Here is a 21,648-nt window from a genome sequence, read left to right on the forward strand (position 1 = left end):
CGTTCCGCCCTCAGTTGGTCGCGGTGCCGCGGGTGACGACATGGCCGACGAAAGCGACGAGGCGGTCGAGCAGGAAGCCGACCACGCCGATATAGACCAGCGCCACGATGATGTCGGAGAGGCGCGAGGAGTTCCACGCATCCCAGATGAAGAAGCCGATGCCGACGCCGCCGGTCAGCATCTCCGCCGCGACGATGGCGAGCCAGGACAGGCCGACGCCGATCCTCAGGCCCGTGAAGATGTAGGGCGCGGCCGAGGGCACCATGATCTTGTAGAAGAACTCGATCTGGTTCAGCCGCAGCACCTTGGCGACGTTGCGGTAGTCCTGCGGGATGTTGCGGATGCCGACGGCCGTGTTGATGATGACCGGCCAGATCGCCGTGATGAAGATCACGAAGATCGCCGAGGGCTGGCTGTCTCGGAAGGCGGCGAGCGACAGCGGCAGCCAGGCGAGCGGCGGCACCGTGCGCAGCACCTGGAAGACCGGGTCTAGCCCGCGCATCGCCCAGATGGATTGGCCGACGAGCGCACCGAGCAGCACGCCGACGACGGCTGCCAGGCTGAAGCCGATGGCGACGCGCTGCAGCGAGACGAGGATGCGCCAGCCCAGCCCGATATCCTGCGAGCCCGTCCAGTAGAACGGCTCGACGATCAGGTCCTTCGCCTCGTCCCAGATCCTGGTCGGTGGCGGCAAGGAGGATTGAGGTCCGGAAGCCGCGATCTGCCAGAACAGCAGGATCAGCGCGACCGTGATCAGCGGCGGCAGCAGGTTGATGAGGACGCTTTTCGCGATGGGAGCGAGCTTTCCCACGAAGGGCTTCGCACGCCCGGCCGGCAAGGGCAGGACTGCGGACGGCTTGCCCGAGAGCGGGACGACCGTCGCGCCCGCGATCGTGCCTTTCAAGACAGGCTGACCCATGTTCCAGTCTCTCCTCTGACCGAGCTCATCCGTCGCATTCGTCATGCCGCCTCGCTCGCGCGTGCCTGCGCGCCGATGCGGCGGATTTCGGGAAGGCAGGAGCCGCAATTGGTCCCGGCCTTGAGCTGAAGGCCGATCGCTTCGGCCGTCGTCGCGCCGGCCTCGAAGGCGGCGCGGATGGCGTTCAGCCCGACGCCGAAGCAGGCGCAGACGGTCGGTCCGGGATCGGCGCCGCCCGGGTTCCGTCCCGAGAGCAGGGCAAGTCGGCTTTCCACGGTCGCTGCCGGATCGGCGAAGAGGGCCTTGACCGTGTCCCAGAGCGGCGCGCGGCCCGCAGGAGCGAGGAAGAGGGCGGCCTGGAGCCGGCCTTCCCGGAGCACGGCACAACGATAGCTGCCGCCGTCGCGGTCGATCAGCTCGGTCAGCTCTCCCGCGCCGAAACGCTCGCGCATCAGAGCAGTCAGGTCATCGACGGACGCGTCGGTGGCGAAGAGCCGGCCCTCGCCGCCCTGCACAGCAAGACGCGCCCACCAGCTCTGCTCCGGCAGGGCGAAGGGCTCGCGCGACAGGACGAAGCCTTCGAAACGATAAGCGACCGGCGCGATCGAAACCGGCGTCGCCTTCATCTCGGGCTGGCCGGAAAAGGGATCGCAGAGCGGCTGCGTCAGGGCGCCGATGCGCGCGTCGGAAGCGGTCTCGCCGGACCAGTGGATGGGCGCAAAGAGCGATCCCTCGGCCACGCCTTCGTCGGCCGCGACCCTGAGCGCCGCGCCGCCATGGGCGTTGACCAGACGGGCAAAGCCGCCCGCGACCAGCCGGAAGCGCGAAATGTCGACCGGATTCACGTAAATCGAAGGCTCGGCGACATGCGCGGTGAGCCGCGGGCTGAGGCCGGTGCGGGTCATGGTGTGCCAGTGGTCGCGCACGCGGCCCGTGTTGAGCAGCAGCGGGAAGGCCTCGCTCGTGACCGAGGCCAGCTTCGGCGTGGCGAGCCGGCGCATCTGTGCGCGGCGCGCGGGACCGAAGAAGTTTCCATCGCCGAAGAGCCGCGCGGTGCCATGCGGCCGGGATGCCGGCACGGGCCATTGCACCGGCCGAAGCCCGTCATAGCCGGCGCGGTCGAGGCCGGCATGGGCGCCGATGTCGAAATCGCGCGTGCCGCGGTTCTCGAAGGCGGAGAGCGTGGCGTGCTCGGCGTAGATTTCGTGCGGGCCGGTGTAAGAGAAGGCCTCGCCGAAGCCGAGACGCTTCGCGACCTCGCAGACGATCCACCAGTCCGGCTTCACCTCGCCCGGCAGGTGCAGGAAGGCGCGCTGGCGCGAAATCCGCCGCTCGGAATTGGTGACCGTGCCATCCTTCTCGCCCCAGGCGGCTGCGGGCAGGATGTAATGGGGCTTCGCCGCGAGCGTGTCGTTCGAGAGCACGTTCTCGGAGACGATGAAGAGGTCGAGTCCGGCGAGCGCGGCGCTGACCTTGTCGGCCTCCGGGAGGGAGACGGCCGGGTTCGTCGCCATCACCCACATCGCACGGATGCGGCGCTCAGTGACCGCATCCAGCATCTGGACGGCCTTCAGACCCTCCCGCCGGGCCATGTTCGGCGCCTGCCAGAAGCGGCGTACGCGGTCGACCTCTTCCACACCATAGCCCATATGGGCGGCGAGCATGTTGGCGAGCCCGCCGACCTCGCGTCCGCCCATCGCATTCGGCTGGCCGGTGAGCGAGAAGGGGCCGCAGCCGGGCCGTCCGATCCGGCCAGTGGCGAGATGGCAATTCAGGATTGCGGCGACCTTGTCGGTTCCCTGTGCCGACTGATTGACGCCCTGGCTCCAGGCCGTGACGACATACGGCGTGCTGGCCCAGAGCTCGTAGAAGGCTGTGATCTGCTCCGTCGGCAGGCCGGTGGCAGCGGAAACCGCGGCGATGTCGGGGGCCCACAGGCCCACGAAGAGCGCGGCGTCGGAGCCGGGCTTCAGCGTCAGCACCATATCGGCGTCTTCCGCCGTGGCGGTGACGCGGGGATCGAGGACGACGAGGCGCGCACCGCGCTCCTGCCGGTTGTCCTGCATCCGCCGGAACAGGATCGGGTGGCACCAGGCCGTGTTGGAGCCGACGAGGACGATCAGGTCGGCGCTGTCGAAATCCTCATAGGCGCCGGGCACCGTATCCGAGCCGAAGGTCCGGCGCTGCGCAGCGACCGTCGAGGACATGCACAGGCGCGAATTGGTGTCGACATTGGGCGAGCCGATGAAGCCTTTGGCCAGCTTGTTGGCGACATAGTAATCCTCGGTCAGGAGCTGGCCGGAGAGGTAGCAGGCGATCGCCTCGGGCCCGTGCTCCGCCGCGATGGTCCGCAGACCGTTGGCGACGGCATCAAGCGCCTCGTCCCAGCCGATCCTGTCATAGCTTCCGGCGGCATTGCGCTTCAGCGGGTGCAGCACCCTGCTGCCCAGTCCCAGCGTTTCGCCGAGCGCAGAGCCCTTGGAGCAGAGCCGCCCGCGATTGGCCGGATGGTCCGCATCGCCCGCGATGGCGGCGCCTCCCAGCCCGTCCGGCGTTGCCAGAACGCCGCAGCCGACCCCGCAATAGGGGCAGGTCGTGCGCGTCGCAGTCGGGGCGAGGGGGGCGTCATCGCGCATCAGGCGGCTTCCCCGATGCAATAGCTCTCGCCAAAAGGCAGGTCGGCGCGGATCGCGCTGATGTCCTGGCCCGAGCGGATCAGCCCGAGATAGAACAGGGCGCCCTGCGTATCGCCGACGAGAACACAGCCGGCGAGGCGGCCGTCACGCAGCACGAACTTGCGGTAGATGCCGGCAGCGAGATCGCGCAGCACGACCGTCTCGGCACCGTCGCCGGCCTCGAACTCGCCAGCCGAGAAGACGCCGACGCCGGAGACCTTGAGATTGGTCGCGAGCAGCGAGCCCCGATAGGCCGCATCCTGGCCGGCAAGCCGCGTAGCCAGCACGCGGGCCTGTTCATAGGCCGGCTCGACCAGCCCATAAGCGAGGCCGCGATGCTCCGCGCATTCGCCGATGGCGAAAATCGCGGGATCGTCGGTTGCGAGGCCGTCATCGACGAGGATGCCGCGCCCCACGCCGAGGCCGGCTGCTCGCGCGAGCCCGACATTCGGGCGCACGCCGATGGCGATGACCGCGAGATCGGCGGGAATCTCGATGCCGTCCGTCAGCTCGACGGCCTCGACATGTCCCTTGCCGCGGAAGCCCCTGGTTTCGGCGCAAAGGCGCACGTCGATCCCACGCGTGGCCATGGCGGCGGCAAGCAGGGCTGCGCCCTCATGGTCGAGCTGGCGTTCCATCAGGCGGTCGACGAGATGCAGCAGCGTCACTTCGGCGCCGGCCCGGGCAAGGCCATAGGCGGCCTCGAGCCCGAGCAGCCCGCCGCCGATCACGACGATGCGGGCGCCGCGCTCGGCATAGGCCCGCATCGTGCCGACATCGGCGGTATCGCGGAAGGTCGCCACGCCGGCAAGATCGCTGCCGGGAAAGGGCGGCCGCAGCGGCGCCGAGCCGGTTGCGAGCACGAGCTTGCCATAGGGCAGCGTCGGGCCTCCGCTGAGCGTCACCGTCCGCGCCGAGCGGTCGATGCTCTCGACGGAGCGGCCGTAGAAGGTCGAGATGCCGCGCGCGCGCCACCATGCGGCGGGCTTGAGCTCGATCTCGCCTTCGCTGATCTCGCCCGCGAGCAGCGGCGAGAGCAGCACGCGGTTATAGGCGAGCCGCGGCTCCTCTCCGATCACCGCCACGGAATAGCGCCCGAGCGCGCGCTGGCAGAGTTCGTCAGCCAGCCGCGTCGCGGCCATGCCGTTGCCGACGATGATCAGGGGCTCGGCCATGGCGTCAGGCCACCCGCTTGATCTTCAGTGACTTGAGATAGTCCATCGGCGCCGAGGGGTCGAACTTCATGCCGTCGAAGAAGGTCTCGACACCGCGGGAATCGGCCGTCGGGGCGCCGGCGACGCCGAGCGTCCTGGCAGCCTCGCGCCAGAGATCGGCGCGGTTGGTCTTGTCGACCAGCGCCTTGATGTCGATGGTCGGCTCGAACTTGCCCCAGCGGATGTTCTCGGTGACGAACCAGGTGTCGAGGCTCTTCCAGGGATAGGAGGTCGAGCCCCCTTCGCCCCAGAACTTCATGTAGAGATTGGTGCCCTTCGCCTCGCGGCCGTTGCCGTAGTTGATGTCGCCGAGCAGGCGCTTGTTGATGTCGCCGGTGGGGACGTTGAACCACTGCCGCCGGCCGACGATCTCGGCGAGTTCCTGGCGGTTCTCCATCTTGTCCGCCCACATCTGGGCCTCCATGACCGCCATCAGGATGGCCTGCGTCGCCCGCGGATTGGCGTCGACGAAATCGGCGCGCATGCCGAGGATCTTCTCGGGGTGGCGGAACCAGAGCTCGCCGGTGGTCAGCGCGGTGTAGCCGATGTTCTGGTTGACGAGCTGCTCGTTCCAGGGCTCGCCGACGCAGAAGCAGTCCATCGTGCCGACCTTCATGTTCGCCACCATCTGCGGAGGCGGCACGGTGATGACCTTGATGTCGGTGTCGGGGTCGATGCCGCCGGCGGCGAGCCAGTAGCGGATCCAGAGGTCGTGGGTGCCGCCCGGGAAGGTCATGGCGGCGGTCAGTTCCTTGCCCGCTGCCTTCTTGCGCTCGAAGGCCTGCTTCAGAGGCGAGGCGTCTTTCTGGACATTGAGATCCCTGTACTCGTTCGAGACCGAGATCGCCTGTCCGTCCTCGTTGAGGTTGAGCAGCGTGTACATCGGCAGCGGCTGTCCGTTCTGCATGACCTTGCCGGTCGAATAGAGATGCGTCTTCGGCCGCAGGATGTGGCCGCCGTCGATGCCGTTGGCCTTGAAGCCGAGCGCCATGTTGTCGCGCGTGGCGCCCCAGGAGGCCTGCTTGGCGATGTCCATGTCGGGCAGGCCGTGCTTGGCGAAGAGGCCCTTCTCCTTGGCGATGATCAGCGGCGAGGCGTCGGTGAGCGCGATGTAGCCGAGGCGCGTGCCCTTGACTTCGGGGCCGGCGCCTTGAGCGAAGGCGCCGGAGGGCAGGGCGGCCTTCGCTGCCGCGAGCAGTGCGGCCGTGCCGGACAGTCGCAGGACGTCACGGCGGCTTGCGCCGGCCTCCAGGGATGCGGCCGTCCTGATCGGTGTCTTGGAGCTGTGGGTCATCGATGGCCTCTCGATTGCCGGAAAGTCGTTCGCCTTGAGCCAGCCCCGAACGCGAAAAACGCCGCGCGAAAGACGCCTTGTCAGGCGCATTCGACAGCGGCGTTGCTGTGTCTTCCGGATCGGGGATGGCGCGGGCAGCGTTGGCCGCGTCGCATCAGACTCTACAAGGATCGTGCCAACCGCTCGGCGGCGCTGCGATCCTTGAATTGCAATAACTTGCGAACTCGCGAGCTGGCGGGCGATGGGCTCAATCGCTTTGCAGCGCCGCACAAGAGAGGCGCATTGGCCTAATGTTTAGGCATAATGGGATGGTTGGCGAAAATGCCCTCGAAATAGGCCGGCAGGAAAACGCCCCGGGCAATGTCGCGCATCTGCGGCGTCGCGACGATCTGGCCGGCCTGTTCCATTCCGGCCAGAACCCAGCCGGCATCGTCCGGATCGGGGCGCAGCGCCTCCCGGTCGAACCGGATGAAGCGCTCGATATGCCTCGGCGGGCGGTCGGCGCCCTGAATCAGCTCTCCGTGCAGGATGCGCTCGATAAGTGGCGCCGGGAGCGCCAGCCGGTCTGCGGCCGAGAGATGATGCGCCATGCGCGCGAAGTTCTCGGGGCGGCAGGCCCATGCGCTGGCATTGAGGATCGCGGCGCCGAGTTTCGAGACGGCCGCCGGGCGCCTCTGCACGTCATCGGCGCGCCAGGCAAGGACCTTGTCGTGACAATTGCGCCGCAGGTCGACGCTGGCATGTACCATCGCGCCGACGCCGGCCGCTACGGCGGCCGAATTCCAGGGCGCGCCAGCGCAGAAACCGTCGATCCGCCCGCTGGCGAGCGCCTCGACGGTCTGCGGAGGCGGCACCACCTCGAAGCGTACGTCCTCGCCGAGCTTGAGCCCGCCCTTCTCCAGCCATTCGCAGAGCAGATAGATGTGCATCGAGAAGCCGAATACGGCGGCGAAGGTGAGCGCCGGCAGGCCGGAGGCCTTGCGGTGCGCGACCATGGCGGCAAGCGCGCGGGCCGAGACGGCCGTATCGGCCACGTCACCCTCGGCCAGGCGCGACAGCTCCTCGAAGCGCCGAAGCGAAAGGGTAATCGCGGCGCCGTCGCGATTAAGCGCCAGCGGCGCTGCCATCGGGGCCTTGACCCCGCCGATGCCCAGCGTCGCGGCGATGGCGGCCGGGCCGAGCATATGGGCGGCGTCGAACAGGCGCACATTCAGCTTGTCGCGCAGGTTCGACCACGACACCTCGCGAACCAGCTCGAGATCGAGCCCTTCGGCTTCGGCGAAACCCTCGTCCTTCGCCAGCACGACCAGCGCGCAATCGACCAGCGGCATGAAGCCGACCCGCAGGTGCAGCGTCGTCATTTCAGCATCTCCGCAGCGGTGATGAGGGAGCGGGCGATGTCGACGAGCTTGCGCTTCTCGTTCATCGCGGTGCGGCGCATCAGCGCGTAGGCTTCGTCTTCGGAGAGGCCCTTCAAGCGCATGACGATGCGCTTGGCCTGGTCGACCGTCTTGCGGTCCTCAAGCTGGGAACGGGCCTCGTCCAGCTCCTCGCGCAGCTTGCGGAACGCATTGAAGCGGCTGATGCAGGTCTGCAGGATCGGCTGCATCCGCTCCTTCTTCAGCCCGTCGACGATGTAGGCGGAGACGCCGGCCTCCACCGCTGCCTCGATCGAGGCCGAATCTGACTGGTCGACGAACATGGTGATCGGCCGGCGGATATGCCGGCTGACGAGGAACATGTCGGCCAGCGCGTCGCGGCTGGGGTCCTCGAGGTCGATCACCACGACATCGGGATCATGGGCCTCGATGGCGGCGATCAGCCCGGTCGTCGCGGACACGCGGATCAACTGCCGGTAGCCCGCTTCCCGCAGGCCTTCCTCGATGATCGCGGCCCTGACCTGGTTCGCGTCGACGATGAGGATTCGCAGATTTGGCGCCATGCCTTTCAGCCGTTCCTTTGGGACGGTTCGCGGTGTGCCAATCAGGAATCGTGCCACCATGGCCAGCGCGGCCGTCCGAACGTTCGGCGACAAGGCGATTCAACGGGCCGAGGCCTGCGGCTCTTGCCGCGGGCTTCGTCCGTGCAGGCCGTGGACTGACGCGATGCGAGCCTGTAGCGAAAGCTTCCCCGATAACGATGTCGCTGCATGGGCAGGTCCGGCAATGTCAGCGTTCGGGCACCCGATGGAGATCGCACCATGCCCAAGCTCTGCAAGTTCACCTCGCCGAAGGACGGCGAGCCCGTCTACGTCAATCCCGATCAGGTCAGCGTGGTCTACACCTTCAAGGGCGAGCCGCCGGATACGATCATCGCCTTCCGCAAGGATTTTCTGCTCGGTGTGAAGGAGAGCCTCGACGAGGTGGTGAGCACGCTCGAAAGGGCCGCCACAGAACCGACCAGCGGCGCCTGACGCGGAAGGCCGCGGCGGAGGAGGCGCGCCAGCGTTGGATTTTCGCCCGGCGCGCCCATATCCTCTTGGCAGGGAGGTGTCAGGATGGCCAGCGGTTGGGCTCCCGACGGAGCCGTTCAGGATCAGATCGACGATTCCATCAATGATGCGGTCCGGCTGGCGCGGTCACGGCTGCCGGCGGGGCCGGGCGAGATTCATTGCCAGGAATGCGGCGAGGAAATCCCCGAGGCGCGCCGTCGCGCCATGCCGGGCGCGCGTCTGTGCGTGCACTGCCAGTCGGGCCATGATCGGTCGGCGGCGTCCTCCGCCTATAACCGGCGCGGCAGCAAGGACAGCCAGCTGAGGTAGGCGGGGCCGGGCTGCTGAACACGCCGATCCGGAGTGCTGCAGGCGCTGGGATGTTCAGCGCGCAGGGGTCTTTGGTTCTCGCCCCGCTCCAGGCTCATAGGCCGCGCGATCGATGCCGTGCCTTGCGAGCTTGTCGTAGAAGGTCTTGCGCGGGATGCGCAGCGTCTCCAGCGCGGCGCGGACATCGCCGCGCGCTTCTTCCAACGTCTTCCTGATCAGCGTCGCTTCGACCGCGTTGAGCCGTTCGGGCAGGCTCAGCAGCTCGGCGTCCTCCGCCTTTCGGACCGGCAGCAGGTTCTCCGGCAGCCCGAGTGCGACACGCTCGGCGAAATGGACGAGTTCCCGTACATTGCCCGGCCAGTCGCTATCGACGAGGTGCCGTTCGACGGCGCGGTCGAGGGGGGGCACCTCCCGGCGGTACTTTTCCGCAGCCCGCGACAGGAAGCGCGAAAACAGCAGCGGGATATCACGGCGGCGTTCGCGCAGCGGCGGAATGTGCAGCGTCACCACATTGAGGCGGTAATAGAGATCCTCGCGAAAATCGCGCCGCCGCACGGAGTCGCCCAGGTCGGCCTTGGTCGCGGCCACGACCCGGAGGTCGACGCGGCGCAGGTCGTTCGAGCCGAGCGGCGCGATCTCACGCATTTCGAGGACCCGCAGCAGCTTGACCTGCGCGGCAAGCGGCATGCTCTCGAGTTCGTCGAGGAAGAGCGTGCCGCCGCTCGAATGCTCGATACGGCCGATCCGGCGCTTCTGCGCACCGGTGAAGGCCCCGGGCTCGTAACCGAAGAGCTCGCTCTCGATGACGCTGTCCGGCAGAGCGCCGCAATTCAGCGCGACGAAGGGCTTGTCGCGCCGCCGCCCGAGGCGATGCAGCAGGTTCGCGACGACCTCCTTGCCCGTTCCCGTCTCACCCTGAACCATCACGTCGACATCGACATCGGCGAGTTCGCGGATGGTCTGGCGCAGGCGCATGATCGCGGGTGTCTCGCCGATCAGGGTGGTTTCCTCCTCGCCGCGCGTCGCCAATGCCCGCAGGCGGCGATTCTCGAGGACGAGCGCGCGCTTCTCGGCGGCTCGATGCAAGGTCTCGACGAGGCGCTCACCGGAATAGGGCTTGGCGATGAAGTCGTAGGCGCCTTCGCTCATCGCCCCCACCGCCGTCTCGATATCAGCATGGCCCGAAATCATGATCACCGGAATGTCGGGATCGAGCGCCCGCAGCCGCCGGAACAATTCGATGCCGTCCATGCCGGGCATGCGGATATCGGTGACGACGATGCCGGCATAGTCCGGCCCGATCCGCTGGAGCGCCGCCTGGCCGGAGGGCAATGCCACCGCCGGGAAGCCGGCCAGGCGCAGTGCCTGAACATTCGCGTCGCGCAGATCGAGGTCGTCGTCGACGAAGGCGACCTCGATCGCAGCGATGGAAGCGCCGGAATTGCTCATGCGGCTGCCCTCTCCAGATCGATGATGAAGCTGGCGCCTTCGCCCGGCCGGCTCGTCGCGGTCAGCGTGCCCCCGAAGGAAGTGATCATGTCCTGCGAAATGACCAAGCCAAGGCCGAGCCCCTTGGGCTTGGTCGTGCTGAACGGCGTGAAGAGCTGCGCCAGCGCGTCGGCGGACAGGCCCGGACCGCGATCCGTGATCGCGATCGCGACGCGGTCGCCATGCGGCGTGACCGTGATGGCGAGCGCCGGCTCTCCCCCATCTCCGCCATCGAGCAGGGCCTCGATCGCGTTGCGCAGGAGATTGACCAGAACCTGCTCGAGTTCGATCGGGCGGGCGGTGACGAGGACCGGCTCCGGCGGAGCGGTGACGACGGGCGTCACGCCGGCCTGACGCAACGGCCCTTCAAGCAAGGTCAGGGCGCCTTCGATGACGGTCGCCACCGGGACGGGCACGGGCGGCCCCTTGCCGCGGCGCGCGAAGCCGCGCAGAGCCTCGGTGATCGCCCCGATCCGATCGGTCAGCGAGACGATCCTCGCCAGTGCGCCGTCGGCTTCGAGCGCGTCGGACCGCTTGAGGAAGGCGCGGGCGTTCTCGGCATAGGTGCGCAGCGCCGCGAGCGGCTGATTGACCTCATGGGCGACGCCGGCGGTGACCTGGCCGAGCGTGGCCAGGCGGTTGGCCTTGGCGAGCTCTTCCCGGAGATTGGACAGCCGTTCCTGGGCCAGGGTCCGCTTCGCCATTTCGGCGACGAGCATCTGATTGGCGCCGGCCAGCTCGGCGGTGCGCTCGGCGACGCGGTCCTCGAGCTCGGCCTTCGCGCGCGCGTCTGCGTCGCGCCGGGCGAGATGGTGCTGGCGCCGGCGCAGGGCGAAGGCGGCGAGAGCGGTGCCCGGCATCAGCACGAGCGCGACCAGCGCCTGGGATTGCGAACGGCCCGCGGTGATTGCGGCATCGACAGGCAGAAGCACCTCCAGCGCCCAATCCGTCGTCGGCACGGGCTGGCGTATCTGGACATAGCGGCCGGTGAGCGGGCTCGTCCCCTGGACGAGCTCCCCCTGCTGCACCAGCGGCAGAGAAGTCAGAGGGGCGGCGCCGAACTGGAGCGAGTCCCGGATCGCCGCGGCTGTCGCCTGGTCAAGCGGTGCTTCGACCCGGAAGCGCCAGTCCTCGACCGTCGCGAGCAGCACGACGCCACGTTGGTCGACGACATAGCTCTGGCCGCCCAGCGCCCGCCAATCGGCCTCGACCCGGTCGAATTCGACCTTGACGACGATCACGCCGAGGCTCTGGCCGGCGTCCTCGATCCGCCGGGTGATATAGAGACCGGGCCGCTGGCTGACCGTGCCGAGCGCGAATTGCTCGGCGCCGCCGGAGGCGACGGCACCTCTGAAATAGTCGCGGAAGCTGTAGTCGCTGCCGACGAAGCTCGTCGGCTCGTTCCAGTTGCTGGCTGCGATTGCGACGCCGTCCAGGCCGAGCAGATAGATCACGGCGGTGCGGGCCTCGCGCGCGATGGCTTCCAGCTTGAGGTCGAGTCCGTGGCGGCTGCCGCCCGTCAATGCCAGCCGCACATCGGGGTCGCGGGCCAGGATGACCGGCAGCGCGCGCTGCTTCTCGAGCTCGCCGCGCAGGATCGCGAGCGCCAGCGTTCCGGCATCCCCGGCGCGCGATTGCGTGCCGGCGATGGCCCGGCTGCGGCCGAATTCTCCGGCGGCGAAGAGCGAGGCGATGGCAATCGCCGCGACGACCAGCCCGAAGACCAGCCAGCGCAGCTTGGCCCTGCCTTTCCGCGGATCGAGCAAGGGATGGCTCATGTTCTGTCGTCGTGCGGATTTCCGCACAAATCAAGAGGGTTGTGTGCGGCTTATCGCCAGATGACATCGATCGAAGCCGCTCTGCGTCTTTCTAATCATCTGTTTTATAAGGTCTTTGTCGTCTTTTCGTGGTTGGCACGCCGATTGCGCGAGCGGCGTAGCGGTTTCGAACAAGAGCAAGAACACCGCCGACCCAAGGAGCACATCATGGCGACCACGCTCGACCTCGCGTCCGCTCAGCCGGCGCGTCCGAAGAAGTTCTACCAGCACCTCTATGTCCAGGTTCTGTTCGCCATTGCGGCGGGCATCCTGCTCGGCCATTTCTGGCCCGAGCAGGGCGCGGCCATGAAGCCGCTCGGCGACGCCTTCATCAAGCTGGTGAAGATGATCATCGCGCCGGTGATCTTCCTGACGGTCTCGACGGGGATCGCGGGCATGACCGACATGCAGAAGGTCGGTCGCGTCGCCGGCAAGGCGATGATCTATTTTCTCGTCTTCTCGACCCTGGCGCTGATCGTCGGCCTCATCGTCGGCAACGTCATCCAGCCCGGCACCGGGCTGCACATCAACCCGGCCAGCCTCGATGCCAAGGCCGTGCAGAGCTATGCGGCCAAGGCGCATGATTCCAGCGTCGTCGGCTTCCTGCAGAACATCATTCCGGACACGATCGTCGGCGCCTTCGCCTCCGGCGACATCCTGCAGGTGCTGTTCTTCTCGGTGCTGTTCGGCCTTTCGCTCTCGATGGTGGGCGAGCGCGGCAAGCCGGTTCTCGACTTCCTGCAGGCGCTCTCGGCCCCGATCTTCAAGCTGGTGGCGATCCTGATGAAGGCCGCCCCGCTCGGCGCCTTTGGCGCGATGGCATTCACCATCGGCCGCTACGGCATCGGCTCGGTCGCCAACCTCGCGATGCTGATCCTGACCTTCTACCTGACGGCGGGGATCTTCGTGCTGGTCGTGCTCGGGGCGGTCGCCCGCTACAACGGCTTCTCGATCTTCGCCCTCATCCGCTACATCAAGGAGGAGATCCTGCTCGTCATCGGCACCAGCTCTTCGGAGGCGGCGTTGCCGAGCCTGATGGAGAAGATGGAGGCTGCCGGCTGCAAGCGCTCCGTCGTCGGGCTGGTGATCCCGACCGGCTATTCCTTCAATCTCGACGGCACCAACATCTACATGACGCTGGCGGCGCTGTTCATCGGGCAGGCCATGGACATCCACCTGCCGCTCGGCGACCAGATCCTGCTGCTGCTCGTCGCCATGCTGAGCTCGAAGGGCGCGGCCGGCATCACGGGGGCGGGCTTCATCACGCTGGCCGCAACGCTCTCGGTCGTTCCCGCCGTCCCGGTCGCCGGCATGGCGCTGATCCTGGGCATCGACCGCTTCATGTCGGAATGCCGCGCGGTGACCAACTTCATCGGCAATGCGGTGGCGACGATCGTGGTGGCGCGCTGGGAAGGCGAGCTCGATCAGGACCAGTTGCAGGCCGCGCTGAGCGGTCATTCCCCGCTGGTGGTCGACGGCGAGGTTCTGTCGGTCCCGGCCGAATAAGCCAAGCTGCCAAGCCCGGAGCACCGATCTTGCGCGGTGCTTCGGGCCGCCGATCATTCACGCCCGCATTTCACAGAAACATCGGATGTGCCGGCCTGCCCCGTTTGAAGGCCGGCGAGGGCATCTGAACGGCTAGTATCTGTTGCGCTGGGTCACGTCGCGGATCGCAGTCAGCCCAGACAGCGCGTCGGGTGACTTGTTCGCCTTGTAGAGGGCCTGGAAGACCTGGCTCGCGTCATCATAGCGGCCGAGATTGAAATAGGACCAGCCGCGCATCAGCATCAGGTCGGTCGTCTCGGGAGCGTAGCGTGCCCGCGCGGATAGCGTGACGAGTGCGCCGTTGTAATCCTTGGCATCGTATTGCGCGAAGAAGCGCTCGGACATGAGCAGGGCCGAAAGCTCGTTGCGCCGCGCGGGAGGCAGAGCCGCACTGCCGGCCGCGACGCTGGCTTCCGTCGTCAGGCCCTGCTGGATCTTGGCATAGGCCAGGCCGGCAGAAGCATCCGACACGACCTGGGCGTTGCCGGTGCGCCGCGCCGCTTCGAAGGCTTCCGCTGCCGCGACCGGGCGCTTGAGATTGAGAAGGCACCAGCCGCGCTGCAGGGCCGCAGCGCCGGATGAGCCGGCGCCGCAGCTGCCGCCGCTCGTGCGGGCGGTGCTCGACCGGGGCGGTGCCGCGGCGACTATCGCGTCGTCACGTTCCACGGGACGAGAGCGCAGCGCGGCTATCGCGGGCCGAGGCGCGCGCTCCAGCGGTTCCAAGGCAGGCTCCACCCGGGTGCTCTGGCGCGTCTCGGCAATGAGAGGCTGATCGGCACGGGCTTGGGTCGGGGACTGCGGCCGCCTGCGCGCTGGGTTGAGAATATCGGCGATCCGCTGGGAACGGCCCCCCCATTCGGACATCAACGCGCGCAGCCCGGCTTGGTCGCGCAGACGCTGGCGCACGAGCGCCAGCCCATAGGCTGCCGGCTCATAGCCGCGGTCCCAGGACAGCGCGGTCTCGAACCAGGTGGCGGCCGGCGCTGTTTGTCCTGAGTTGTAGGCGTACCAGCCGAGGGCCCCGGCACCGGGGGCGTACCGGTCCGTGCCCACCGTCTTGGCGATGCGCTCGATCACGGCACGGTCGAGGCGCGGCGGCGGCTCCTGGGTGAGCAGCGCTGTGATGACGTCGAGATAGGCCTTGCGATTGGCTGCGCCAGCTTCCAGCCACTGCGCGCCGAGCGTTTCGGCCTCCTGATATTTCCGCGTCGCGCCGAGTGCGAGCACCGCACCTTCCGCCGCCTTCGCCCCGCCCTTGCGCGCGAGCGCGGTCTGGAACCAGGTCACGGCCTTTGCCGGGTCGTTATGGTGGAGAGCGTAGAAGCCGAGAAGGATGGGGTCGTCGGCCGTCGTGGCCGCGTTGGCGAGGGCTTCGATGCGCCGGAGATCCTCGGGCGTGGCTGTCTGCGCCGGATCGTCGGCAGCCTTGCCGATGCGACGCCGTGCGAGCTCGTCGCGAATGCTGGCAAACTCGGTCTGCCGCTCCTGCGCCAGCAGCGGCTCGACCAGATTTTCCGGCAATGTCGCGAGCGCCTTCTGCATCGTGCCGACCCGCTCGGCCGGGTTGGTGCAGTTGGTCAGCACATAGGCGAAGGCGTCACGCGCACGATCCGGCTTGCCAGTCTGGACGAAAGCCTCGGCGACGCGCCAGAGCGCATCGACATTGGCGCAGGTCAGCATGGCCGGCGTCTCGGTGCCCAGGCGGATGACCTGCTCCCATTGCCGGGCGTTCGAGGCGTTGACGAGGCGCTGGCGCGCCTCGGCCGTGTCGAGCTGCGCCACGAGATCGGCAGGTGCGCGCCAGTTCGGATCGGCGCTGCCGCGCTGGGCGATCGCGGCGCGCGCCTCGCCGTACTTGCCCTCGGCGAAGAGCTTCCACATCCGCTCGAGCTCAGGGTCGCCGACCTGCCCCTGCGAGGTCAGATCGGTCGGCGGCTTCCACTCGGGGTAGAGCGCCCGCAGCCGCGCGAGTTCGGCTTCGAAGCGGCGAACGTCCCCTTGCGCCGCGAAATAGCGCAGCGCGGTTTCATCGACCTTCTGCGGAGGCTGCTGCGTTTGGGGCTGAGCCACTGACGGGGGCGTCCCGGGGCGCGCGGGCGCGTTCGTGGCCTGCGCCAATTCGAGCGCCGCCTCGTTGCCCGGCGTGGCCTGCTGCGCCTCGCCCTGAGCCTGCGCCGACCGGATCACGGGTTGCGATCCCGGCCATTTGGCGTCCTGACCACCGTAGCGGCCAAGGGCATAGAAGGCGGCGCTCGAGGCCGCGGCGACGATAAGGACCGATCTCACATGCATTGCGGATACCTCTCGCTCAGCATCGAGAGGGACAGAAGATGGAGCGTCGACGGGTAGTACAGCGTTGGCTGGAAGGCCTTCAGCTCCGCCGGAATCGGCGTTTTATCGAGCGCGCAGGCCATCGCTGCGGCCAGGATGCGATAACCCGCATCGGGCAGAGGCTCGACGGGCTTGCCGCTGCGGACGTCGACGACCGCCGTGCCGCTGGCCCAGGCCTGGCGGAAGGGCTCAAGCCGCGCCTTCTCGCCAAGCCCGGCGCGCAGCAGATAGAGGGGGATGCGGAGCGCATTGTAGCCGAACTGGGCCGGGAAGCCTTCGGCCGGCCTCGGCTCGGCCTTGATCGACAGCCATTCCGGCGCAAGCATCTTCCGCTTCGCCAGCTCGTCGAGCAGCTTGAGCCCGCTGGCCTGGACATGCGTCCAGACCGGGTCGCCGGTCAGCTGGGTCATGACGGGGAAGGCTTCGAACACCCAGTAGGACGGGTTGATCACCGGGCCGTCGGCTCGTTCCTTCTCGGAGAAGCCGACCGCGGCCGGCATCAGCCAGACCTCGCTTCCGCGCTTCAGCAGCGCGACCTTCGCAAGGGAGCGAGCGATCTGGCGGGCGGCGGCCGTATAGGCCGGCATGTTCCAGCGGCTGCCGGCGCAGGCGAGGGCGTGGGCGATCAGGAGATCGCCGTCGCTGGCGTTGTTAATGTCGGTGACGCGGGGGCTCGCCTTGGGATCCCAGCGCCAGGCCGCGAGCCCGTCGTCGCGGATGAGCAGTTCCGTGCGCGTGAAGGCGAAGATGCTCGCGAAGGTGCTGCGGTCACCTGCCAGGCAGGCCAGCAGGAGCCCGTAGCCCTGGCTCTCGCTATGGCTGATCCCGCCATTCGCGTCGTCGACGACGCGGCCCTCGGCGGTGACGAATTTCTGCCGGTACAGCGCCCAGGCATCGGCGGGCACGGCCGCTTGCGCATTCGGAAGGAAGCCGAGGAGAGCAGCAGCCAGCATGGCGAGAACGCGGATCATGATCGACGCCCCAACCGCCGGAGCATCAGCGAGGTTCCGATGCCGAGGCCGATGCAGGCCGTGAGCAGCGCCAATGCATAGACGCCGATATTGCTCGACATCCAGTTGGCGAAGACCAGGCGCATGTTCGTGAGGCTGAAAGGCCGCGTCATCACGAAGGAGGTGCTGTCGGCAGAGATGATGTGCGCCTCCTGGGCGCCTCGGAAAGCGGTGATCTTGCCGGCCATGCCCGCCCAGTTCCCGGGCGAGACGACCCTGTCCACCGTGCTTTCCAGCGCCTCTTCACGGCGGGCGATAAACGCGGTCCAGACCTGCCTCGTCTCCGGATCGGCCACCTGCGCGGCAATCAGATCGGTACCTTCGGCGGGCTCGTACAGTGTCGGTGCGCGGGAGGGCGCGCGCAGCTGTGCGAAGGACAGATCGAAGGTTCGCTGGAGCCATTGGTCGATGGCGATGAAATAGCGGGCAAGAGGGCCGCCCAGCGAGCCGCGCCAGCGGTCGCGGACGGCCTCCGTTGTCGGAGCCGCACCGCCCGAGGCTTCGGGCGTCGCCTGCCGGCCTTGCAACCGGTTGATCACGGCGTCGAAGACAGCGGCGCCCTCCGCGTCCGGTGTCACCACCACGGCGTCCGAGCGCAGCGGCCAGGTCGCGCGGACATTGTCGGCGATCCCGACACGCGGGAGCAGCCCGGCCGGCATTTGGCCGGCGGCGCCGACGATGAGCACCGGCCGGTCCCCGACTGCAGCAGGCCCCGACAGCACATCGACGGTTAGCGGCCTGCTGGCCCGCTGGGCGATGCGCGCCAGCAGCGTCGTCGCGGCGCTGAGGTTGGTGGCGTCCTGCCGGCCCATGATCAGGGCGACCTGCGATGCGACCGAATAGGGAAAGCCGGTGCCGGCAGCCGCCGCGAGATTGGGGCTGACGCCGATCTTCGCGAAGTTCGGGACGGCCAGCACGGTGGTGTCGAACAGCGCGAAGCGGCTTTTGCCGGGCAACGTCGCGCCAGGCCCGCAGCTCAGGTCCGATTTGGCCACGGTGACGGCCTCGAACCAGATCTCGTTGACGCCGGGCCGGAAGTGCCGAAGCGGCACGGTGATGGGGAATTGCTGGAAGAGACCGCCCGTCACCGCATTGAGCTGCAGGGTCGCCGCGACGTTGCCGTTGACGAAGATCTCAATATGGCTGTCGCCCGGAAGGACCTCGTCCGAATAGGCGCCGTCCAGATAGAGCGTCGCCTCGCCATAGGCGTTGGCGTAGAAATCGCCGGGCATCGCGACGACGGCGCGCACCCGCATGCGCCGGCCGGACGATTCCTGCGTGGAGATGCCGAGCTCGGAGAACCGTACCACCTGACGGTCCGCAATGAAGGGCGCATCCGGCACGTGCCAGCTCGCCGTATCCATGATCTTGCGATTGATGTTGGCCGGCCTGGAGACGGGTGCGGTCAGAAGCTTGCCGACGATCGTGTCGATGTCCGACCAGTTCTCGCCGGTCACGAGCAGCATGTCGGCACTCTTCTTCGGGCTCGGTACGAAGCCGAGGAAACTGCGGCCGCCGGCTTCGGCCGGCAGTGCGCCGAGCAAGGCGCGCACCTCCTCGTTCGTGCCGAGCGCGACGGTCAACGTGCCCGGCCGCGCGCGGTCGGGCAGACGCTCGGACACCTTCACCGCGACCTGGCCATATCGTCCGCGCAGGGCGAGCGCCTGGGCCACGGCGAAAATGCTGTTCGCGGCAATGGCGCTCGCTGCGCCGGGAGCGACGATAACGATCGTGGTCTGGCCGCCCTCGTCGGCGCCCACCGCCGGCAGATCGTCGAGGCTGCGCAGCCGGAACTGCTGCGCGCCCGGTCCCTTGAACGTCAGCCTGGTGCCCGCGCCGTCGATGCGGGTCCACAGCTCATAGGTCGAGGCCACCGTGCAATCCGTCCGATGGCGCTGCAGAGCCTCGAAGCCGATCGTATTCCGGCCCGGCCTGAGCAGGCCTTTGCGAACCGCGACCGAGGTCTGCTTCAGGCGATCGGACGAGGCGATCGGCATCTCGATCACCCGTTCGCCATTGAGGCGGACCGCCAGCCGGGAAACCTCCGGCATCACGACCAGCGCATTCTGGAAAGCGATGTCGAGATTGGGATCGGCAGCTGCTTCGTCCTGCGTCAGGTAGAAGGCCCAATTGCGGGCATCGCTCTCGCCTTCGAGCATGACGCGCGGGGCCGGCAGCAGCGGCTTGAAGGCGAAGGCCGGAACCTGCGATGGCGCCACCGGCTCCCGCGCCGGAGGCGGGGCAGGGTTGGCCGCGGGCGGCGGTTCTGCCAGCTGCGGGCTCGGCGGCGCGATCATGAAGGGGGCCGGGCCGGGCGCAGTCGCTGGCGCCTCCTGTGCCGAAAGCCGCGGGAGGAGGCCCTGCGCCAGTGTGGCAATCGCGACTGTGAGGAGGGTGAGCGGGAGCCGTCTCATTCCGCCGCCCCGGTGCGCGTGGACGACCGTGAAAACCGGTAGAGGCCGAAGAAGTAGGACAGGCCGCGGCTCGTCTGAAAGGCCGCCATCCGCAGGAAGCGGATCGTGCCGTAGATCACCCCCATGTTCTGCCGCCGCGACTTCTGGAACTGGCTCCAGTTCTCGGCGTCGGAGAAAGCGAGATCGGCGATGATGCGGCTGTGCAGCGGCTCGCTCGGCTTGTAGCTGCAGCCGAGCAGAAGCCCCTTGTCGTCGGGGGCTACGCGCATGATCCGCAGGGGCAGGGACCCGCGCGGCATGTCGATGGTCGTTTCGAACGACACCTGCCCCACGCTGCCGATCGGCACCTTGTCGAAGTCCCTGGACAGCACCCGGATGGCGATGCCGTCGACGGATACGTTCTCCGTCACGACCGGGGCGGTGCGTCCGTCGATCGTGATCTCACCCCGCCGCTTCACCGCGAAGCGTCGTGCGGCGCGCCCTTCCGGCCGCTCCGAGACGACGCCGAGCGCGCAGCCCGCCATCAGCAGGTTGAGGACGTTCCACAACCCCACGACCAGGGTCGTGTCGGCATTGTAGGGTTCGGCGATCATCCGCCAGTAGGTCGCGATGACGCCGAGGAACAGCACGGCGAAGATGATGAAGAACGGCTTGCCGAGCTCCGAGACGCGCCGCTGCTCCAGGGATTCGTTCTTGGCCGTCACCTTGAAGGTCGGCTTGGTCGGCCTGAGCAGCACCGAGATCACGGCCGGCAGCAGATAGACCGACTGGATGAATTCGTAGAGCTCGGAGATCCATGGCCAGCGATAGCGGCCATAGAGATAGTTTTGCATCATCAGGTTCACTGCCATGTAGCTGAGCACATAGGCGATGAACTCGGCGCCCGAGGCAGTGAAGATCTCCAGGCCGAAGAACAGGTAGAACAACGGCGCGATCAGGAAGGTCAGCCGCGCGAAGGGGAAGAGCCAGAACAAGGCGGAGGACGAATAGCAGAGGCGCTGCGGCAGGGAGAGGCCGCGCTTGAACATCGGGCGGTGGAACAGAAGGATCTGCATCATGCCCTGGGCCCAGCGCGAGCGCTGGCCGATAAAGCTCGTGAACGTCGCCGGCTGCAGCCCTGCGATCAGCGGCTTGTCGACATAGACGCTGTGCCAGCCGGTGGCGTGCAGCGTGATCGCCGTTTCGGCGTCCTCCGTGATGCTCCTTCCCGAGAAGCCGTTCGTCGTCTGCAGGGCCGTGCGCCGTAAGACCGCGGCCGAACCGCAGAAGAAGGAGGCGTCCCACTTGTCGAGGCCGCGCTGGATGATGCCGTAGAACATCTCGTTCTCGGACGGCATCGTCTTGAACGTCTTGAGGTTGCGCTCCAGCGGATCGGGATTGATGAAGAAGTGCGGGGTCTGGACCAGGAACAGCTTCGGGTCCTGGCCGAAATAGCCGACTGTCTCGGTCAGGAAGCTGCGCGCCGGGGCGTGGTCCGCGTCGAAGACGACGATCAGTTCGCCCTCGGAATGGGCGATGCCGTTGTTGAGGTTGCCGGCCTTGGCGCTGATGTTGCGCTCGCGCGTCAGATAGGAGACGCCAAGCCCGTCGCAGAGCTTCTGCAGCGTCGCACGGCGCTCCTGGGCGGCGCTGGCCGCGACGAAATTGTCGGCGTTGCACTTCTCGTCGGTGCCGCCGTCGTCGAGCAGGTACACTTTCAGGCGGCCGGCCGGATAGTCCATCGCCAGCGCCGCCGAGAGGGTGGTCGCCAGCAGTTCCGCATCTTCATTGTAGGAGGGCACGAAGACATCGACCGTCGGCGCGTTCTCCGGGTCGATCGGCGGGGTCTTGCGCCGCGGCAGCGGCATGGCCACGACGAAGAGGCTGAGGAAGAGCATGCCGATGTTGTAGAGCTCGGCGAGATAGACGATCAGGCCCGGGATGAAGTCCTCGAGCTGGTTGACCGGCGGCAGCGTGCTCGTCGTGCGCCAGTAGATATAGCGCAGCACGATCGCGGTCCCCAGGCCCAGCGCGATCAGCCGCCAGACGCCGTAGGGGCGCAGGAATTTGAGGATGATCATCGCGCTCACCACGATCGCGCCGGCGATCAGATGCGCCTGCAAACTGATCGGCAGCGTGATGAGCGCGACGACCACGATCGCCGTGATGGCCCAGAAGATGACGTAGCACGCTGTTCGCAT

Annotated in this window: 15 protein-coding genes; 3 read left to right on the forward strand and 12 right to left on the reverse strand. The window is 67.7% G+C overall.

Annotated elements, in window-relative coordinates; genetic code table 11:
* Nucleotides 1-10: 10 nt before the first annotated feature.
* The 6 genes from ntrB to AC1DNE_RS28525 form a co-directional block, all read right to left on the reverse strand.
* Nucleotides 11-919 carry a nitrate ABC transporter permease gene (gene ntrB / locus AC1DNE_RS28500; protein ID WP_441472575.1) on the reverse strand — a complete coding sequence of 303 codons (909 nt, stop codon included), beginning with the start codon at nucleotides 917-919 and terminating at the stop codon, nucleotides 11-13.
* A gap of 41 nt (nucleotides 920-960) precedes the next feature.
* On the reverse strand, nucleotides 961-3,555 hold the full coding sequence (locus tag AC1DNE_RS28505; RefSeq protein WP_476841330.1) for a nitrate reductase: 2,595 nt from the start codon (nucleotides 3,553-3,555) through the stop codon (nucleotides 961-963).
* Nucleotides 3,555-4,769, reverse strand: coding sequence for an NAD(P)/FAD-dependent oxidoreductase (locus AC1DNE_RS28510; protein ID WP_476766906.1), 1,215 nt, complete (start codon nucleotides 4,767-4,769; stop codon nucleotides 3,555-3,557). The genes AC1DNE_RS28505 and AC1DNE_RS28510 overlap by 1 nt, the downstream gene beginning before the upstream one ends.
* Nucleotides 4,770-4,773: 4 nt before the next feature.
* Entirely contained in the window at nucleotides 4,774-6,102 is a 1,329-nt protein-coding gene (locus AC1DNE_RS28515; RefSeq protein WP_441472578.1) for a CmpA/NrtA family ABC transporter substrate-binding protein, read from the reverse strand.
* Nucleotides 6,103-6,389: 287 nt separating this feature from the next.
* Nucleotides 6,390-7,463, reverse strand: coding sequence for a CmpA/NrtA family ABC transporter substrate-binding protein (locus AC1DNE_RS28520; protein WP_441472579.1), 1,074 nt, complete (start codon nucleotides 7,461-7,463; stop codon nucleotides 6,390-6,392).
* Nucleotides 7,460-8,044, reverse strand: a complete 585-nt coding sequence (locus AC1DNE_RS28525) for an ANTAR domain-containing response regulator (protein WP_476766907.1) — start codon at nucleotides 8,042-8,044, stop codon at nucleotides 7,460-7,462. The genes AC1DNE_RS28520 and AC1DNE_RS28525 overlap by 4 nt, the downstream gene beginning before the upstream one ends.
* Nucleotides 8,045-8,302: 258 nt before the next feature.
* Between AC1DNE_RS28525 and AC1DNE_RS28530 the strand changes: the two genes are divergently transcribed.
* Nucleotides 8,303-8,515 (forward strand): hypothetical protein, encoded by a 213-nt coding sequence (locus tag AC1DNE_RS28530; RefSeq protein WP_476766908.1) that lies wholly within the window; start codon nucleotides 8,303-8,305, stop codon nucleotides 8,513-8,515.
* An 84-nt stretch (nucleotides 8,516-8,599) separates the two neighbouring features.
* Nucleotides 8,600-8,863 carry a DksA/TraR family C4-type zinc finger protein gene (locus tag AC1DNE_RS28535; RefSeq protein ID WP_476766909.1) on the forward strand — a complete coding sequence of 88 codons (264 nt, stop codon included), beginning with the start codon at nucleotides 8,600-8,602 and terminating at the stop codon, nucleotides 8,861-8,863.
* Between the two features lie 54 nt (nucleotides 8,864-8,917).
* Here AC1DNE_RS28535 and AC1DNE_RS28540 read toward each other — a convergent pair whose 3' ends face one another.
* Nucleotides 8,918-10,312, reverse strand: a complete 1,395-nt coding sequence (locus AC1DNE_RS28540; RefSeq protein WP_476841331.1) for a sigma-54-dependent transcriptional regulator — start codon at nucleotides 10,310-10,312, stop codon at nucleotides 8,918-8,920.
* Entirely contained in the window at nucleotides 10,309-12,129 is a 1,821-nt protein-coding gene (locus tag AC1DNE_RS28545) for a sensor histidine kinase (protein ID WP_476803969.1), read from the reverse strand. The genes AC1DNE_RS28540 and AC1DNE_RS28545 overlap by 4 nt, the downstream gene beginning before the upstream one ends.
* A 207-nt stretch (nucleotides 12,130-12,336) precedes the next feature.
* On the opposite strand from AC1DNE_RS28545, the gene AC1DNE_RS28550 reads away from it, so the two are divergent.
* A complete protein-coding gene (locus tag AC1DNE_RS28550) occupies nucleotides 12,337-13,674 on the forward strand; it encodes a dicarboxylate/amino acid:cation symporter (protein ID WP_441472585.1) in 1,338 nt (445 codons plus the stop codon).
* 132 nt (nucleotides 13,675-13,806) lie between these two features.
* Here AC1DNE_RS28550 and AC1DNE_RS28555 read toward each other — a convergent pair whose 3' ends face one another.
* Genes AC1DNE_RS28555 through bcsA form a run of 4 tightly spaced genes read right to left on the reverse strand, consistent with a single transcriptional unit; the run spans nucleotide 13,807 to nucleotide 21,648 of the window.
* Nucleotides 13,807-15,999: a hypothetical protein gene (locus AC1DNE_RS28555; protein ID WP_476841332.1), complete on the reverse strand. Its 2,193-nt coding sequence runs from the start codon at nucleotides 15,997-15,999 to the stop codon at nucleotides 13,807-13,809.
* On the reverse strand, nucleotides 15,996-17,015 hold the full coding sequence (locus AC1DNE_RS28560; protein WP_441472587.1) for a family 8 glycosyl hydrolase: 1,020 nt from the start codon (nucleotides 17,013-17,015) through the stop codon (nucleotides 15,996-15,998). The genes AC1DNE_RS28555 and AC1DNE_RS28560 overlap by 4 nt, the downstream gene beginning before the upstream one ends.
* Nucleotides 17,012-19,468 carry a cellulose biosynthesis cyclic di-GMP-binding regulatory protein BcsB gene (locus tag AC1DNE_RS28565; protein WP_441472588.1) on the reverse strand — a complete coding sequence of 819 codons (2,457 nt, stop codon included), beginning with the start codon at nucleotides 19,466-19,468 and terminating at the stop codon, nucleotides 17,012-17,014. Before AC1DNE_RS28565 ends, AC1DNE_RS28560 begins: the two co-directional genes overlap by 4 nt.
* Nucleotides 19,465-21,648: a UDP-forming cellulose synthase catalytic subunit gene (gene bcsA, locus AC1DNE_RS28570; protein ID WP_441472589.1), complete on the reverse strand. Its 2,184-nt coding sequence runs from the start codon at nucleotides 21,646-21,648 to the stop codon at nucleotides 19,465-19,467. Before bcsA ends, AC1DNE_RS28565 begins: the two co-directional genes overlap by 4 nt.

Source organism: Allobosea sp. 05L423 (genome assembly GCF_056397745.1).